Annotated in this window: 16 protein-coding genes; 4 read left to right on the top strand and 12 right to left on the bottom strand. The window is 43.3% G+C overall.

The annotated features are described in order from the left end of the window. Window positions 1-9 precede the first annotated feature (9 nt). The 11 genes from CXF80_RS09810 to CXF80_RS09760 form a co-directional block, all read right to left on the bottom strand. Window positions 10-3,165 (bottom strand): complex I subunit 5 family protein, encoded by a 3,156-nt coding sequence (locus tag CXF80_RS09810; protein WP_101032701.1) that lies wholly within the window; start codon window positions 3,163-3,165, stop codon window positions 10-12. After that, on the bottom strand, window positions 3,162-4,676 hold the full coding sequence (locus CXF80_RS09805) for a complex I subunit 5 family protein (protein ID WP_101032700.1): 1,515 nt from the start codon (window positions 4,674-4,676) through the stop codon (window positions 3,162-3,164). Before CXF80_RS09805 ends, CXF80_RS09810 begins: the two co-directional genes overlap by 4 nt. Then, entirely contained in the window at window positions 4,673-4,972 is a 300-nt protein-coding gene (locus CXF80_RS09800; RefSeq protein WP_101032699.1) for an NADH-quinone oxidoreductase subunit K, read from the bottom strand. Before CXF80_RS09800 ends, CXF80_RS09805 begins: the two co-directional genes overlap by 4 nt. Continuing rightward, window positions 4,969-5,715: a hydrogen gas-evolving membrane-bound hydrogenase subunit E gene (gene mbhE, locus CXF80_RS09795; RefSeq protein WP_101032698.1), complete on the bottom strand. Its 747-nt coding sequence runs from the start codon at window positions 5,713-5,715 to the stop codon at window positions 4,969-4,971. Before mbhE ends, CXF80_RS09800 begins: the two co-directional genes overlap by 4 nt. Beyond that, window positions 5,708-6,019, bottom strand: a complete 312-nt coding sequence (locus CXF80_RS09790; RefSeq protein WP_101032697.1) for a hydrogenase subunit MbhD domain-containing protein — start codon at window positions 6,017-6,019, stop codon at window positions 5,708-5,710. The genes mbhE and CXF80_RS09790 overlap by 8 nt, the downstream gene beginning before the upstream one ends. Further along, window positions 6,016-6,327, bottom strand: a complete 312-nt coding sequence (locus CXF80_RS09785) for a cation:proton antiporter (protein WP_101032696.1) — start codon at window positions 6,325-6,327, stop codon at window positions 6,016-6,018. The genes CXF80_RS09790 and CXF80_RS09785 overlap by 4 nt, the downstream gene beginning before the upstream one ends. Continuing rightward, complete coding sequence (locus CXF80_RS09780) at window positions 6,324-6,581, bottom strand: monovalent cation/H+ antiporter complex subunit F (RefSeq protein ID WP_101032695.1); 258 nt, start codon at window positions 6,579-6,581, stop codon at window positions 6,324-6,326. The genes CXF80_RS09785 and CXF80_RS09780 overlap by 4 nt, the downstream gene beginning before the upstream one ends. Then, window positions 6,578-7,150 (bottom strand): Na+/H+ antiporter subunit E, encoded by a 573-nt coding sequence (locus tag CXF80_RS09775; protein WP_101032694.1) that lies wholly within the window; start codon window positions 7,148-7,150, stop codon window positions 6,578-6,580. Before CXF80_RS09775 ends, CXF80_RS09780 begins: the two co-directional genes overlap by 4 nt. Window positions 7,151-7,307: 157 nt before the next feature. Then, window positions 7,308-8,213: a transcriptional activator NhaR gene (nhaR, locus tag CXF80_RS09770; RefSeq protein WP_101032693.1), complete on the bottom strand. Its 906-nt coding sequence runs from the start codon at window positions 8,211-8,213 to the stop codon at window positions 7,308-7,310. A 728-nt stretch (window positions 8,214-8,941) separates the two neighbouring features. Further along, a complete protein-coding gene (locus CXF80_RS09765; protein WP_157822209.1) occupies window positions 8,942-9,622 on the bottom strand; it encodes a DUF2057 domain-containing protein in 681 nt (226 codons plus the stop codon). Between the two features lie 62 nt (window positions 9,623-9,684). Beyond that, window positions 9,685-10,530 carry a pseudouridine synthase family protein gene (locus CXF80_RS09760; RefSeq protein ID WP_101032691.1) on the bottom strand — a complete coding sequence of 282 codons (846 nt, stop codon included), beginning with the start codon at window positions 10,528-10,530 and terminating at the stop codon, window positions 9,685-9,687. Window positions 10,531-10,710: 180 nt separating this feature from the next. Between CXF80_RS09760 and lgt the strand changes: the two genes are divergently transcribed. Next, window positions 10,711-11,487, top strand: a complete 777-nt coding sequence (lgt, locus tag CXF80_RS09755; protein WP_101032690.1) for a prolipoprotein diacylglyceryl transferase — start codon at window positions 10,711-10,713, stop codon at window positions 11,485-11,487. A gap of 156 nt (window positions 11,488-11,643) precedes the next feature. Here lgt and CXF80_RS09750 read toward each other — a convergent pair whose 3' ends face one another. Next, window positions 11,644-12,486, bottom strand: a complete 843-nt coding sequence (locus tag CXF80_RS09750) for a sulfotransferase domain-containing protein (RefSeq protein ID WP_101032689.1) — start codon at window positions 12,484-12,486, stop codon at window positions 11,644-11,646. Window positions 12,487-12,736: 250 nt separating this feature from the next. Here CXF80_RS09750 and CXF80_RS09745 point away from each other — a divergent pair, with 250 nt between their 5' ends. The 3 genes from CXF80_RS09745 to CXF80_RS09735 all read left to right on the top strand — a co-directional run bounded on the left by CXF80_RS09745 (window position 12,737) and on the right by CXF80_RS09735 (window position 16,217). Beyond that, the gene (locus CXF80_RS09745; protein WP_101032688.1) at window positions 12,737-13,024 is read left to right on the top strand and encodes a hypothetical protein; all 288 of its coding nucleotides are present in this window, start codon (window positions 12,737-12,739) and stop codon (window positions 13,022-13,024) included. An 815-nt stretch (window positions 13,025-13,839) separates the two neighbouring features. Continuing rightward, window positions 13,840-15,330: a SulP family inorganic anion transporter gene (locus tag CXF80_RS09740; protein WP_101032687.1), complete on the top strand. Its 1,491-nt coding sequence runs from the start codon at window positions 13,840-13,842 to the stop codon at window positions 15,328-15,330. Window positions 15,331-15,359: 29 nt separating this feature from the next. Beyond that, window positions 15,360-16,217 carry a universal stress protein gene (locus CXF80_RS09735; RefSeq protein ID WP_232772075.1) on the top strand — a complete coding sequence of 286 codons (858 nt, stop codon included), beginning with the start codon at window positions 15,360-15,362 and terminating at the stop codon, window positions 16,215-16,217. The last annotated feature ends 13 nt before the right edge of the window (window positions 16,218-16,230 follow it).

The raw sequence follows: 16,230 nt of genomic DNA, 5'->3' as shown, positions 1-16,230 counted from the left end.
CGCATCGGGTTAGGTTAGAAATGAATAAAGTAGCGCGGTTAAAATGACGACCATGACCATGCCTGGAGTCTCGATCGATAATTGCTTACTTAAACGGGTTGGCATGGATAGCGCCCATACTTTTGAGTGGTCACCAAGAATACTTAAATAGCGCGCAATTATGTTACTCAAAGCGACTGTTATTCTTATGCTTTTATCGAGTAACCGTGCAACTTCTCGATAGATGACTAATAAATCACCCGCGGGTGGAGTGGGTATCTTGGCGCGCAGTTTTGCAGTGGCTAACATAACCAACACCCCAGCAAAAACAGGCCAAAGCGCAGACCAACTTAGGGTTGATACAATCGCGTGGTAACTGTTAAATTCAAAAAATGAACTTGTATAAAAGTAGCCTACACACATAAAGGCTGAAAGCGCAGTTGGCAAGATAAGCCCCCAACATGGTGTCGCGCGGGGTGTACTTAAGGTGGCCTGTTTTCTCATTAGTTCGATAAATCGCACCATTAGCAATGAAGTACCAATGGCTGAAATGATCAGAAGCGTCGAGAACAATGGCCAGCTTGACGTTGCATCTTTAAGCGATACCTTTGCCAATGCTCCACTGCTAAAGGGTACGCCGATTAATGATAGGGCGGGAATGAATACCAGCAGCCATAAGTAGGGGGCAAGTTTACTGGTTGGTTTTAGTGCTGAACTCAGTCCAACGCTAAAAAACAAGGTCGCCTTGGCAAACCCATGATGCATAGCGAACAGCACTACGGCGGGCAACAATAGCACCCAGCTGTCAGGGAATGCTAAGGCAAAGCCAATACTGGCAACAATAATGCCGAGCTGACTAATGGTTGAATACGCTAATACGGTTTTGGGGTTGTCTTGGAGTGCACCATAAATAGCCGCCAAGAATGCCGCAGCAAAACCAAGTGCCATCATAGGTTGTGCCAGCACATTTATAGCTTCATCACCCAACGGGAGAAAACGTATCCAACCTAACAAACCTACTTTCACCATGACTGCACTGAGCAATGCACTGGCTGGGATGGGGGCAACGGGGTGAGCTTTGGGTAGCCATACATGCAAGGTTGCAAGGCCAGCTTTAACGCCAAAACCGATAATCAACAATGCGGATACCCACACGATAGGTAGCGGGTCGCCCCCGAATTGATCGTAATAAGTCCTGCCAACTAATGCGAGAAATAAGACTATTTCTCCAAATATTACCCATCTTATATAGGTAGTCGCCGCCGATTTTGCCTCGTCACTTTCTGAATGGAGGATCAGTGGGTAGGCAGAGAAACTCATCAGAGCGAAAAAGGTAATAAATGATGATATTTCCTGAGATAACACCACGCCGAAGTTGCCCACCATCGTCAGTAGAAAGAACAGGTAAAATCGGTTTCGTTTCTTATCCATAGCCATATAAGCTTGGGCATAGAGAGCTGCAATAAACCAAATCGCAGCGGTCAATAGTAGAAAAGAGTGTTCAACTATATCTTCATTAACGATAAATAGCGCCGCGGCCAATGCAGGCAGTGGTGCAAGAGGCGTCAATAGGATCACCCTATCTCGTAATTTCTTAAACGCCATGGCTGTTAGCAAGAGACTGGGTAAAATCAAAATCCAAAGATGGCCGGTGCTGTACTTAGGCACTATGCCAGAAATGTCTGGGAGGATTGATTGGTATTCCCGCGCCGCGATTAACGACGACCACGCGAGTGGACTGAAAGACGAAGACGCAAATAGCCCCACAGAGAATGCACAAAAAGCGGTAACCAAAGGGGGTAAAAGCAGCATCCAATGCGCTTCTAACCTTAATGTTGGTGATTTTTTTGGCCACGGCTGATCTTGCTCTTTGAACCAAACAGCGTGAATTATTGGCAAGAAATAAGCGGCGTTCAACAGACTGCTTATGGCCAGAACACCGAGAACCCAATAGGCCTCTGCCTCCAGTGCGCCGACACCTAAATACCATTTTGAAACAAAGCCTGCGATTGGAGGCACGCCGATCATACCAAACGAAGCGATGGTAAACGCCGCCATGGTAAGCGGCATGCGCTTGCCTGCGCCGTTCATTTGGCTAATCTTGTGAACGCCAATCGTTTCGGCGAGATTACCCGCACAGAAAAACAGCGTGATTTTCATTAACCCTTGATGAACCAGATGAATAAGGCCACCAATAGTCGCAATTGGCCCCGCAATTGCCGTTCCGAGTGCGATATACGACACCTGACTTACCGTTGAGTAGGCTAGTCGTCTTTTTAGATCATCTTGACTCAAGGCACGAATAGAGCCGTAGATAATGGTAAACCCGGCGATAGCTGCCAGTAAAATGGTCAGCCCCAAGTCTCTGGTAAATTCAACACCGTAAATATCGTAAACGACTCGCACAATACCAAATGCGCCGGCTTTGACGACCGCAACGGCATGCAACAAGGCACTGACCGGTGCAGGGGCGGCCATCGAGATAGGCAACCAGCCATGCAATGGAAACAGCGCTGCTTTAACGCCTAACCCCGTAATAAGTAGTACAAAAATTATCTGTAAATGTGTTCTATCTAGGCCTGGTACTCCCTCCAACACCCCGGTTGACGTGAAGTCGAGAGGTCCTGCTATCACTTTTAGCCATACCACGCCGGTTAAAAGCAATGCGCCGCCAATCATGGTATAAACAAGATAGATCCGTGCGGCTTTGATTGATGCCGCGTTCCCTTTATGAGCAATCAACGGATAGGTAACGAGTGTGAGTAGTTCGTAAAAGATCAAAAACGTCACTAAATTGCCTGCAAGCGCTAATCCAATTGTCGCGCCTACACATAAGCTAAAGAAGGCAAAAAATCGGCTTCGATTAAGTGTGTTTTTAAAATAGCCGATGGCGTAGATAGTGGTAAATAACCATAAGAATCCAGACAAACTGACAAAGAGAAGTGACAGTGAGTCGCCATGGAGTACAAAATCAATATTGGGTAATAGTGGCAGACGCGTTTCAAAATCTAAGCCATTGGATACACCTGATAACAGCATGGCTATTAGACTGAGTGTGATCAGTGCGCCGCCAATATTTAGGCTTCGACGCAAGGTAGTTTTGTGCTCCGGCGTCGCCATCACAGCAAAGCCCACCAAAATTGGACACATTACAATCAATGCGGGTAATAGTGCGCTTAGGTTCATATGCCAATGACCTCGCTTGTTGTATTGCTGATATTAAGAATAAACTCTGAGTTGAAACCTAACACTAAGGTAATCAATGCAAGTATCAGTGCGACCGTGGTCATTACTCCGGAGACTTTTTCTTTCGGTTGCTGGTAGGCTGGCTCTGCATCAACTGTGTTGCCAGAAAACGCCACACTTAATATTTTGAACAAATACATAGCCCCTAAGAGACCACCTGCAATCACTACGATCACCCACCACCATAGACCACTCTCGATAGACGTTGTCAGTAGTAACCATTTGGCGATAAAGCCCGCACTTGGTGGTAAGCCAATTAGACTGATCCCCGCGATCGCAAACACTAAAACATTAAGCGGTTCGCGCATCGCGATACCCTTGAGTTGAGCAATCTCGCCGTTACCTTGTGATAGGATCAAATTACCTGCCGATAAAAACATCGCCGCCTTTGCGCATGCATGTGCGACGATGAAATAAATGGCTGCCTGTGATGCTGAACCCGAAAACGAGTTAACACCAATGGAATACTCACTTAACGGAAACAATAAAAAAATGTAGCCAAGTTGGGCGACTGTAGAATAGGCAATAAGAACCTTTAACTGCGTGGCACGAAATGCGCTCCATGACCCATAAATAATTGCAGCACCACCCAATGCCCCCAATACCTGGGAAGCGCCAAAAGTCGTCGTTTCACCTAATACGTCAAACCAAAATTTTATCAATATATAAAGTGAAGCTTTAACTACTAGCGCAGAAAGTATTGCGCTCACTGGTGTTGGGGCGTTTGCGTGTGCTTGGGGTAACCAAAAGTGCAGCGGAAATAAGGCTATCTTGAGCAGCAGTCCAATAGTGATAAGTATCATCGCGACTTTATCAGGCAGTCCATTATCCGTACTGGCTGCGATTTGCATGAGATCTAGCGTTCCATGACTACGATAGAGAATTACAATGGCCAACAGATAGAACAGTGAACCTAATAGACCGACTAACAAATATCGTAACGCGGCTATTAAAGCCGCTCTAGTGCCTTGCAGAGCGACCAATGCAGCGGCAGAAAGTCCAATAATTTCTAGGCAGACATAAATATTAAAAGCATCTCCTGACACGAATAGCGCATTGAGCCCTGAGATTAATAGCCACCATAGAGGCCAAAAACGCACGCCTTTTTCAGCTGAAGGATAATTTTCTGAAAAATACGATGCGCTATAGATCGTTATTAAGAGCGTAAGCAATCCAGTAAGCGCGATCATCAGGATTGAAAAGCCATCGACGACTAGGTCAATGCCAAGAGGTGCTCCCCACCCACCAATCACATAGCGGTCGCTTTGATAAGTCTGCTCATTTAAAAACAGAATGGTCATTAAAATAACCACCAAAAACTGCAAAATGGCAAAATACACATTGATACGGCCTTGCTGCCTATTTCGACTTATCAGAAACGCCATTATCGATGCCACTAGCGGCAAAAATACGATGGCCGGTAAGAACAGCGATGAGGTTAGGCTATTCATAACTTGGGTTTCTCTTGGCTAGGCTCATCCATATTATGAATTCGAACCATCAGGTTAAGCGCCAGTGCGGTTCCTGCTACGGCGATGACAATGCCTGTCAATACCATGGCGTGAGGCACTGGGTCGAACACATTTGGACTGTGCTTGGCCAATGCAATTAAGAACATAAAGATACCCACGCCCATTACATTTAACGCCAGTATTTTTCGCATCACATGGCTAGCAACAACAACGCCAAAAAGACCAATAGCAAATAAACCTAAACCAGCAAGGCTGTAAAGTAATGTGGAAGTCATTTTGCAGGCCTATGTGTAATGTTACTGACAGTGGAATATGCAGTATCAATAAGGCTGCTATAGAGCGACGCTAGCGCAAGCGCTATCGACACGGTAGCGCATGCCTCTATAAGGAGTATAAGCATGCCTGAAAATGCTAATGGATAAGCAAGCAAGCCGCCTTCAAACCAAATTAGCCCTGTGCCTATGATGACAAAGACGGCCAAACCAATGGTCAACAAAATGCGTGCCATGATAGACGTGTAGTTGACGTGATAAGTGTTACTTTGGAAAAGCAGCACGCTAGCGCCTGCTAACAAAGCGCCAGCCTGAAATGCTCCACCAGGCTGAGAAGCACCAGCCCAAAGTAGATAACCGGCAAAGAGCACTATTGCAGGCGTAATCCAGCGCTGCAGTGCCGATAGAACAAGGTTGTTTTTTGTTTCCACGGTGCGTTTAAAGAACGATGCATGACGATCGTTAATAGGCAGAACAGCAATGACTACAACCAGCAGCACTGCGATTTCAAGCAAGGTGTCGTAAGCGCGAAAATTGAGTAACACTGCGGTAACTGGATTCGTCACACCACTGAGGTCGATACTCTGCGTCACTAAGGGTTCTAACCCGGCGTAATGGGCGTCATAGCTAAGTACTATTAGAATCAGTACAAATAAAAGCCCGGCGACCAATAGTGAGGCAATCAAGTTTGATGCATTTTGATCGACTGCGGCTCCTGCATATTCAATATCTATTTTATTAAACATGTTCTTTAGTATCCGATGGGTTGATCTTCGCCGAAGCAGGGCCTGGGTCGACTTCCTTTGTATGGCTAGGCCGAATACGGTTCCATGCCGCCAGCAGCAGAGCGCCGGTAATTCCTGCACCAATAGCGGCTTCGGCAATAGCTACGTCGAATGCCCCGAGCTGTCCCCAAACAATGGTGGCTAAAAGCCCTAAACAAACAAAAAATACGATACAGCGAAACAGAGATATCGAAAAGATACTCATCCAGCCAAGCGTGAGGATGCTTAGTATTAACAGTGCATCGAAAATTGTCATAAGGTTCATGATTTATCCTCAACTGAATGCGGCGGCGATTGCTCCTCAATCACTTGAGATGCGATCAAATAGCTACAGGCTGCGCTTGAAAAAATGACTAATCCCCAAATGAGTATTAATTTCAATGCATCAGTAGGCGAAGATAACTGTGGTAATAGCCCTATTACGATTAACCCAAGACCCAGATTGTCGGCTTTTGTTATGGCATGTAAGCGACTTAATACGTTCGGGAACCGGATTAAGCCGACCGTGCCAGCAAAGAAGAAGAAAAGACCTACTAGGCAAAATATTAAACTGAAGCTGTCAGCTATATTCATTGAGGTGTTCCTCGAAGTTGTGTAAAGGTTACAATCGTCATTGACGTTAGCAACGCAAGTACCAAGGCGACATCGAGCAGATAAGGCTGATTTTGAATAACTGACAATAGCGCGAGTACAGCCACACCGATAGTTCCCACCAACTGTGTTATCAAAAGGCAATCGGCGTAACTTGGCGCGCGCAATAAACGCAGCAGACTCAATAGCAATAAAATGGCCAACGCTAGGGCGACTATTAATAAAAAGGTCATCATTTTTTCTCCTCACCGAATGGTTGAACGGGAGTACCTAAAAGCTTGCTTATGCGCAATTGGCAATCGTCGATTTCGGCATGATCAAATTCGTTCATATTCATCACATGAATGGTGATCACCGGACCATTCTGCTTGGCGCTTACCGTACCAGGCAACAAACTTAAGACTTGCATAAAGGTCAAAACTTGGGACTCGTTTGCCAAATTGGTGTAATACGTTATAAAACCAGGTGCAAGGTTAGGCTTAGCGGTAAGTGCCAGCTTTGCGATAGTCCACCCGCCAAGTAAGGACTGTACAATGAAGTATTGTAGAAAGGATAATAGATTGAGAGGGCTTCTTAGCCACTGATTTTTCTGCTGTATTCCTTGTGCCAAATAGAGGCTGAGCAGGCTCACAATGGTAATAAAAACAATGCCTACCCCCAGCGAACTTTGTTGCCAACGCACCAGTAATGCCCAAAAAATGCTGAAAAAGACGACTCGGATCAAGAACGCCCAGCTGATCACCGAGCGAAAACTAAAGGTGCGCTGTGCACGCGGCGCTTCATTTCCCTCATTAAGACGTTTCATTGTTTCTTAATACCTAGGTCAATTTCAGGTGTATTTATAAGCCTAGATTGTTAACCACAGGGGGATTAATTAACAGTCGAATAAAACGACATTTTAAGTAGAATTTATCGATAAAATAGGAGCATTAAAGCAGGGATATGCTTTACACATGTGCAGCTCAATCAGAGAATATAGAGGTCCTTGCCGTCTTACAAATGGCCAAAACCGCAGGGTGACTGATTTTACGTTCAGCCGAAATCGCATAAAACCTATGTTTCACCTCATTAGTTTGCCCAATAACTTGAACACCAAAGTTCTGACATACTTCATCTGCTATCGCTGTAGGCATAAAAAAGACCCCAAGACCTCGTTGTCCAAATGACTTTATTAAGGCACTGTCATCAAATTGGCCCACGACATCAGGAAATATTTTTTGGCTATGAATCCACTGATCAAATAACTGCCGTATTCCAAATTGTTCTGTAGGCAATAAAATTGGAGCATGATGAAGTGATTTTGGAAAGTTCGGTGCTAATCGTTTTTTGAGTTCAGGAACCCCAAAAAAGGTTAATCCAGACTCACCAAGGTAATGATTAAAAACGCTGGTTCCCTGGGTTGTGTTAGTCGGCGCATCACTGATAACCATGTCCAATTTGTGCATGGATAGATCAGCCAATAGTCCTGAAACTGGGCCCTCTGTACTTATCAGGTTGATGCCATCAGGTATGAGAAATGCGGGCTCAATAATTTTGCATACAATCGTTTTAGGTAAAGAGCTTGCCACACCGACCATAAAATCAGTCTGGTTACATGAAGCAGAACTTCGCATTACACTACTGAGTTCATGACCTAATTTGAAAATGTCATCAGCGTATTTCAGCGCTGTTCTACCGGGTTCCGTTAAAACCAAGTTTCGCCCTTGTTTTTCAAACAATGCGCAGCCCATGCGAGCCTCTAATAAAGAGAGTTGTCCGCTAATAGTATGGGGTGTTATATGTAAGCTTTTACTTGCCTTGGCTATACTTCCTTCATGTGCAACAGCCCAGAAGTAACGCAAATGCTTATAGTTAATTAGCTCAGACAAAGAGTACCTCAAGGCTTTTAATAGTGTAAATTGGAGTATAGCAGTGCGATGACAGCGGCATCATCAATTTAACAACTCAATAACAAGGTTGACATGATTTTAATTCATTGAAATGAATCGATAGCAAAGGTTCACCAGCCAAGACGTTGAGCCTAAATGTATTTTGTAGAACATGAATGTTGATAAAATGTATGTTGTAAATTTGAAGAAAAAAACAGTGACCATGTGGCTAACCGTGGACTATTTTTTCTATAAATAATCGATATAAAAGAGGTCTACAAAGCCGACTGACTATTTATTAGATAATTAAGCGTGTCTAAAGCTGGAGATATGGTATGTAAGCAAGCCTAGGTGATTATCTTAATTGATTTTTAATTGATTATCTTAATTGATTGTCTTAATTGATTCTAAATACTCTTGAGGATATATCCACATAAGGGGCTTCAAAGTATCTTACTGACTTTAGCGCTGGGGTAACCAACGGCAGCGATTCCGACAATGCAGTCATTATTATCAATTATTACCTTGTGGCTTAATTCGATAAAGCGGATATTCGTTTTTTAATTCTTTAACTACAGGCGGGTGCTAATTTTTGACATTAGCACTAATAATATTTCGATATATTTCCTAACCAATCGATTATCATCGATATGTTTGTGGCTATCTAAATTCAAGCTATCTAAATTCAAGCTATCTAAACTCAACACTCGATTTATAACAATCTATCATTATTGATTTATTTTAGCTTTAAACTCGGCTTGGGTGTGGTTATTCGCTTTTTGATACCAATAATCTAGCATTCTACTGACTTCTGCTTGGGTTATATCTTCAGGCTTTTTAACCAATGGAACTGCGGAATTGCTCATTACTTGGGAGCCCTGTTCGCTTGCTATTGCCATGGCTGGGGCTGCTGTTGCTAATCTTCTGATTATGGCTGTATTCGGTGCGATAGCAGCTATGGCATCAGAGGCATTATACTGAGCAATTTCTTGGGCAAAATCCCGTCCAATTTGTAAGCCAGATTTCATCAGTTTATCTTGGGTAAACGCCATGGTTTTGCCTGTTTGATCGATTAACCCTAAAGCGGGTTGAGCATTAAATTGATTGGCGTCTGAGGCTGAGTTAATGGCCGGAAGGGTTAACTGATAGGTTTGTTCTTCGGCCTGAAAGCGTAAGATAACGACGTCAGAGATAAAGTTATCTTGACGGCCATTATCGCGGTAACGGGCTTGATAGCGAAAGGCTATCTGTTGCATGCCACCCGGCAGGGTTAAGTCGAGTTTCACGCTAGATTGCTCAGAGGCCTTACCGTTAACGACTACCGTTTCAGTACTGTCGGGCAGTTGTAAACTGGCGGCTATGCTCCATTGGCTGAAAGTAAGGCAAAGTAACATGATAATGTGACGCATAGTGTGTGGTTCCATGACTGTTGATGAACAATGATTGTGGTTATGAATCACATTGCTATTGCTTAGGTGACGATAAACGCTGGACGGTAATGCTCGGGTAATTCAAAGGTTTTTAGGGTGTTACTGACAGGGCAAACAAAGCGAAAAAAACACGATGTCAGTGCCAGATCAGGTGAATGCTCGTCACCATGACCATGTAAACGATCCCCCACCACTGGATGACCAAGGCTAGCCATGTGAATACGAATTTGATGTTTACGGCCAGTGTCTATTTTTACCTGCACCTTTGATTGATTAAGCACTGGATTATGGACCAGACGAGTCGCATGTGACAGTGCTGGTTTATTATCGACTGGGCTATCAATGCTAATGGGTTGGCTAGGAAACTCGCCTTCGACAATCACTTGATAATATTTTTCCAGTGCGCGGCTTTGAAATAACTGAGTGATAGCAGCGGTGGTTTTTTTACTGTGACCAAGCAGCAATAAACCGGTTGCTGCGCGGTCAAGGCGATGGATAATAAAGGCATTACGTTGCGGTTGTAAATGCAACTCTGCATAGCGATTAATGGTGCTGTGGTCGCTCCACTTTGAGCCTTGGCAACGCATACCATAAGGTTTGTACCAAATGCTGTATTCACCTTCATCAAACAGTAACTCTGCCGGTGCAACCTGTTCGTCTAAAATGTATTGATTGTAATAAAGGTGTAGTTTGTCACCGGGTTGCAGAGGCTTTTTTGCGCGTCGAATACGATTGGTTTGCTTGCCGTGACTGTGCCAAATGGCACCTTTTTGCATGGCACCTTTTAACACTTGTTTGCTTAAGCCACTGGTTTGCGCCAGCAAATTAATGGCATCAGTACCATGCTCTGTTATATCAATATGGTATTCGGTCTTATCAGCAATCATTAGATAACTCTACACATTCATTTGGCACACGGTCAATAAGCGCTAAATGTTACCTTATTTAGCCGCAGTATGTTTATTAGTTAATGAAACTTTCTCTTGTGCAGCGTATCTGGGTATCATCTGCAGCAAAGTTGTTTTAGCATAATGCGATAAAACACAGCATTAACTGGAGTAGGTAATTTGGAACACATCATTTGGGATCTTGACCCTGTATTGATCTCTTTTATGGGGTTAAAGGTTCATTGGTATGGGGCGTTATTTGCGTTAGCGATTGCGACTGGTTTTCAGGTGATGAAGCGAATTTACACAAAAGAAGGCTTAGATATTGAATCACTCGATAACCTATTGGTTTATTGTGTGGTGGGCATTATTGTTGGTGCGCGTTTAGCCCATTGCATTTTCTACGATCCGAGTTATTACTTTGCTCATCCGCTGAAAATTTTTGCAATTTGGGAAGGCGGACTCGCCAGCCATGGTGGTGGGCTCGGGGCGATAATAGGCTTGTATTACTACCAACGCAAAGTGAAGTTACCGTTTTTGTTTTTGCTTGATCGTTTAGCGATCGCCACTGCGATATTTGGCTTTTTTGTCCGTTTAGCCAACTTTGCTAATTCAGAGATTTTGGGCGAACCAACGACTCTGCCATGGGGAATTATTTTTAAGCGTATTGATATGTTACCGCGCCACCCTGCACAGTTGTATGAATCGTTTGCTTATTTATTGATATTTATTGGCTTATACGCCATTTATAAATATACCAACATGAAGCAAAAACACGGTGCGATTTTTGGTGTGTTTTTAGTGTCAGTCTTTAGCGCCCGTATTGCTATTGAAAGCGTTAAAGTGAGTCAAGCGGCCTACCATGAGTCGATACTCAGTGCCGGCCAGTGGTTAAGCTTACCGTTTCTACTCACCGGTGTAGTGCTGCTGATCATGGCTTACCGTAAACCCAGTTAAGCGCGTAAATACAATTAATCACTTCGATACCCTAAATAACATCCAATAAAAATGTCCTATGGCTGATGGCATAGGACATTTTTTATCGGCGCGATTGCGCGAAAGAGTGACTTATTTTAAAGGTCAGTTGTTTCAAGCGCCATTTATTCAATAAGGCTACTTGCCCCCAGGTAAATACTTAAAGCGCTTCATTTGTTCATAATGAGTGTCGACAATTTTTTGCACTTGTTCAGCGGTGAGTTTTGTTTTCCACTGATGTTTGGCGCCATTTCTAAAAAAAGCATTGGCATTTTCGTGTTTTTCCACAAAGCCGCGTTTGGTTTCTTGGGCTTTTAATTGCGCAAAAGAGCAATGCTTAATGGCATTTTTTAACCGTAGAGGATCTTTTTTCAACCCCAAAAATGACTCAACTTTTCTGAAGGCTTTTTTGGGGTCATCCAAAATATCTTCATAACGTAAAATCAACTTTGAGGCATCATCGGCTGTCCAACTAGATACATGCATAGACCAAGAGGTAATAATTTGCGGCACATGCGGTACTTCATTTGGGGTACCCGTCATTTCTTCTGCCATATAAGCAATGGCCTCGTCGATGCTGTAACCAAAGTAATTAGCCATTGAAATTGCCACATCTAACGGGTTACGAACCACATAGATGGCTCCTGATGTGACAGTAGAATTATGCAGTGGCTGGCCGTTATATTCGCCTAAGTAGTTGTGGGTTTTTACAAACGTAGTGCCATTAGCTTGCTGAGCAATATCGGCTTGAACCTTTGGCCGCAGTAGACTGACTTCTTCTAACGTAAGCTCGGTGGTGGCGGTTTTACCTTTTGGTAAATAAGCTTGATAACGATGCGCCGCCGATTCTGCTGTCGAAATGGTGTGCATGGTATTGATGTCTATGGGCAGATCTTGATTTTGAATGTAGTTTTCTAAAAATGCACGCACCCAGGTATTACCCGATTTAGGGTAAGAGGCCACCCAAAGTATGTTTCCCATCCGTAATCCTTTGTTATTATTTTTAGGTCTTTCAATAGGGTTAAAAGTACCGATAATTGAGCAAAATGGCAAGTTTAGCGCAGGGTTGGTTAGTTTTTAAATCCCTGATGAAGATGCGGTTTTAAGGCACTAACGACCTAATGCTTTACCGCTTACCCTTCTGCAGATATAGCATGATTATTACATTATGCTTGAGTTAATAGCGCTATGCGATTTAAGTTGTTTTGTTTTATCGACAAGGAGAGTTAACGTGGTTTTCAATTCAACATTGTTCGGCAGTCAATTATTATTGTGTGCTGCTACATTTGTGTTATCAGCAAATGTAAGCGCTCAGGCTAATGCTGAAAATGAACCCAAGACGTTAATATCAGTACATTTAGTTGAATTAGATGCTCAAAACGATCCTATTGAAAAAAAGCGTTTAACGCATCAATTTGCATATCGACTGATTAATGAAAAAACTCAAAAAATTGAGGCCGTGTTTCAAACCTGTGAAGCTGAGATTATTTATTTTACGTCCGAACGTTATGGTTTTTAATCAATAAAAATCAGAAGCTTTGTTAAAGAATTTATTGCTAATTCTACCTGTTTCAATACCTTAGATAATCAGATGACGAACGCGGGTACATGGGTCATCGGATGCAAACTTGTTTAGCCTACATTTAAAGATAGCCATTATGCAGGTGCGCTATTGTTAGACATAAAAGAAAACTATTCAGAAGTCGCCTCTCTCTTAAATGGAGATCATTGAGTAGCGGCAACGATGCGTGAGCCTTCTAAATACTAAGCGCTTTATTGATAGACTACATACTAGTCTCGCAACAATTAATCGGCGAGACTAATTGGTTTGGTTAGTTTGTTATGGTAAATCTAAAACTGGGTTAAAGCTTTTCTTACTATCATTTTCTATCGATTTGCAACATCTGTCTCAATGAAACTAGACCTGAGCTATCAATATCTTGTGGCACTTTATACAGCCCTGACGAGACAGTCATTTAGTAAAAGCGTCTGCAAGGTTACTTTTACGCTCTTTGATTTTGGTTAAACAACCCTTTATACTGCCGCCAGCGCTTTTTATAGAGTGCTTGTGTAATTAATGTTAAACCTAATTAACACCAAAATAGCGAGGTTTTTTTCATTAATGAGCACTAGCCGCATTAGTATTTCCTTCCCTATTTGGATCGCTTAGATCCGTCCGTAATCGCTGCCTTCTTGGTAGTTTTTGTCGTATCTCATTATCCAATATCATTTTGTCGTATTAATGAGTTAATTTCACTGGTGACACGCAGATATAGATCGAGCGTTAGCTTATGTTGTTGATATATTGGCCAAAATTTAAACAGAGTAAAATACATGATACAAAGCATGAAAAAAGAGTGGTTCTCGAACATCCGTGGAGATCTGTTAGCCGGTATTGTCGTTGCGCTAGCGTTAATTCCTGAGGCGATTGCCTTTTCTATTATTGCTGGGGTTGATCCTAAGGTTGGCTTGTACGCTTCGTTCTGTATCGCTGTGGTGATTTCTTTTACGGGTGGTCGTCCGGGAATGATTTCTGCTGCCACGGGTGCAATGGCACTATTGATGGTGACCTTAGTTAAAGAACAAGGTCTTGAGTATTTATTAGCAGCGACTCTATTGACGGGCATACTCCAAATTGCGGCAGGTTACTTAAAGCTTGGCAGTTTGATGCGTTTTGTCTCGCGGTCGGTGGTGACGGGTTTTGTGAATGCGTTAGCCATTTTAATCTTTATGGCTCAGTTGCCTGAACTCACTGATGTGACTTGGCATGTGTACGCCATGACAGCAGCAGGCCTGGGTATCATTTACTTATTTCCATTAATTCCTGTGATTGGTAAATCGCTGCCTTCGCCTTTAGTCTGTATTGTCGCGCTAACTGTGTTTGCTGCATTTATTGGTTTAGATATCCGTACTGTCGGTGATATGGGGCAACTTCCTGATACGTTACCTATTTTCCTTTGGCCTGATGTGCCGTTAACGTTTGAAACCTTGATGATTATCTTTCCTTATTCTGCAGGACTGGCTGTTGTTGGTTTATTAGAATCGATGATGACTGCCACCATTGTTGATGACTTAACCGATACGCCAAGCGATAAAAACCGCGAATGTAAAGGGCAGGGTATTGCCAATATCGGTGCCGGTTTACTGGGCGGAATGGCGGGTTGTGCCATGATCGGTCAATCAATTATCAATGTTAAATCTGGCGGTCGTGGACGTTTGTCGACCTTTTCAGCGGGTATTTTCCTATTAGTGTTAATCGTATTTTTGGGTGAATGGTTAAAAATGATCCCTATGGCCGCACTCGTTGCCGTGATGATCATGGTGTCTATAGGAACCTTCTCTTGGGATTCTATTCGTAATCTTAAACATCATCCTTTATCGACTAACCTTGTGATGGTCGCCACAGTAGTTGTTGTCGTGGCAACCCATAATTTAGCCATTGGAGTATTTGTTGGCGTGTTACTCGCGTCGCTATTCTTTGCCAATAAAGTTGGCCGTTTCATGGTTGTTAAGAGCACCTCGACGACAGCCGAAGCTGAGCGTCATTATCAAATTGTCGGACAGGTATTTTTTGCCTCAGCTGAAAAATTTGTTGATTCATTTGATTTCAGAGAAGTGGTCGATAAGGTCACCATTGATTTATCTCAAGCACATTTTTGGGATATTACTGCCGTATCTGCACTCGATAAGGTGGTGATTAAATTCCGCCGAGAGGGGACTGAGGTTGAATTGATTGGTCTTAACGAAGCAAGTGCGACCATTGTGGATAAATTTGGTGTGCATGATAAGCCTGAAGACGTTGAAAACATAATGTCTGGTCACTAAGCCCATAGCAACAGCATAAAAGGATAATAATGATGACAAATGTGATTGCCTGTATCGATGGTTCAAAAGCCACACTCGCCGTATCCGATGCCAGTGGATGGGCGGCCATGCAGTTAGATGCCCCGGTAACCTTACTACATGTATTGGATAAATCGGGCTATCCTACAGAGTTAAACCTGTCGGGAAATATTGGCCTTGGTAGCCGAGAACATCTACTTGCTGAAATGGTTGAACTTGAAGGGCGTATGAGCAAGCTTGCACTCGAACAAGGCAAATATATGCTTCAAGATGCCAAAACACGCATTATTGACGCACAACCTTTAGTTGTGGTTGAAACGCTACAGCGGCATGGGGATTTGGTTGAAACGCTGCTAGAGCAAGAATCCGATGCCAGACTCGTGGTTATCGGGCGTCAAGGAGAGCAACATCAAGATCAGGCGCAGGCGATTGGAACTCATTTAGAAAGTGTTATTCGAACTCTTAAACAGCCTATTTTAGTTGTCATGGCTGAGTTTCAAATACCAACACGTTTTATGATTGCCTACGATGGCAGTGAGACCTCTAAAACAGTCCTTAATCGAGTGGTAAGCAGTCCACTACTTGAAGGGCTCGAATGCCATTTGGTGATGGCATCTGACCATCAATCTCAAGCAATGACCGAATTGACCTTGGTTGCACAATCTCTTACCGAGGCAGGTTTTGAGGTGACAACAGCGGTTTGTCAGGGAGAGGTGCAAATCGCCCTTGAAGCTTACCAACTAGCAAACCAAATTGATTTAATGGTCATGGGTGCTTATGGTCATTCACGTATTCGTGAATTTTTTGTAGGCAGCAATACGACACGGATGATCAGTAAAAGTCATATTCCATTGTTATTGTTGCGCTAAGCAATCATGCCTG

The sequence above is a fragment of the Shewanella sp. Actino-trap-3 genome (genome assembly GCF_002836275.1).
Taxonomy (GTDB): domain Bacteria; phylum Pseudomonadota; class Gammaproteobacteria; order Enterobacterales; family Shewanellaceae; genus Shewanella; species Shewanella psychromarinicola.
The sequence above is the reverse complement of the archived record's forward strand: the minus strand, read 5'-3'. Positions and strand labels throughout refer to the sequence as shown.

What these genes read in the sequence shown, in the direction of transcription:
- CXF80_RS09810 (WP_101032701.1), bottom strand. Translation starts at nt 3,165, where the DNA reads ATGAACCTAAGCGCACTATTACCCGCATTGATTGTAATGTGTCCAATT.
- CXF80_RS09805 (WP_101032700.1), bottom strand. Translation starts at nt 4,676, where the DNA reads ATGAATAGCCTAACCTCATCGCTGTTCTTACCGGCCATCGTATTTTTG.
- CXF80_RS09800 (WP_101032699.1), bottom strand. Translation starts at nt 4,972, where the DNA reads ATGACTTCCACATTACTTTACAGCCTTGCTGGTTTAGGTTTATTTGCT.
- mbhE (WP_101032698.1), bottom strand. Translation starts at nt 5,715, where the DNA reads ATGTTTAATAAAATAGATATTGAATATGCAGGAGCCGCAGTCGATCAA.
- CXF80_RS09790 (WP_101032697.1), bottom strand. Translation starts at nt 6,019, where the DNA reads ATGAACCTTATGACAATTTTCGATGCACTGTTAATACTAAGCATCCTC.
- CXF80_RS09785 (WP_101032696.1), bottom strand. Translation starts at nt 6,327, where the DNA reads ATGAATATAGCTGACAGCTTCAGTTTAATATTTTGCCTAGTAGGTCTT.
- CXF80_RS09780 (WP_101032695.1), bottom strand. Translation starts at nt 6,581, where the DNA reads ATGATGACCTTTTTATTAATAGTCGCCCTAGCGTTGGCCATTTTATTG.
- CXF80_RS09775 (WP_101032694.1), bottom strand. Translation starts at nt 7,150, where the DNA reads ATGAAACGTCTTAATGAGGGAAATGAAGCGCCGCGTGCACAGCGCACC.
- CXF80_RS09765 (WP_157822209.1), bottom strand. Translation starts at nt 9,622, where the DNA reads ATGCGTCACATTATCATGTTACTTTGCCTTACTTTCAGCCAATGGAGC.
- CXF80_RS09760 (WP_101032691.1), bottom strand. Translation starts at nt 10,530, where the DNA reads ATGATTGCTGATAAGACCGAATACCATATTGATATAACAGAGCATGGT.
- CXF80_RS09750 (WP_101032689.1), bottom strand. Translation starts at nt 12,486, where the DNA reads ATGGGAAACATACTTTGGGTGGCCTCTTACCCTAAATCGGGTAATACC.
- CXF80_RS09740 (WP_101032687.1), top strand. Translation starts at nt 13,840, where the DNA reads ATGATACAAAGCATGAAAAAAGAGTGGTTCTCGAACATCCGTGGAGAT.
- CXF80_RS09735 (WP_232772075.1), top strand. Translation starts at nt 15,360, where the DNA reads ATGATGACAAATGTGATTGCCTGTATCGATGGTTCAAAAGCCACACTC.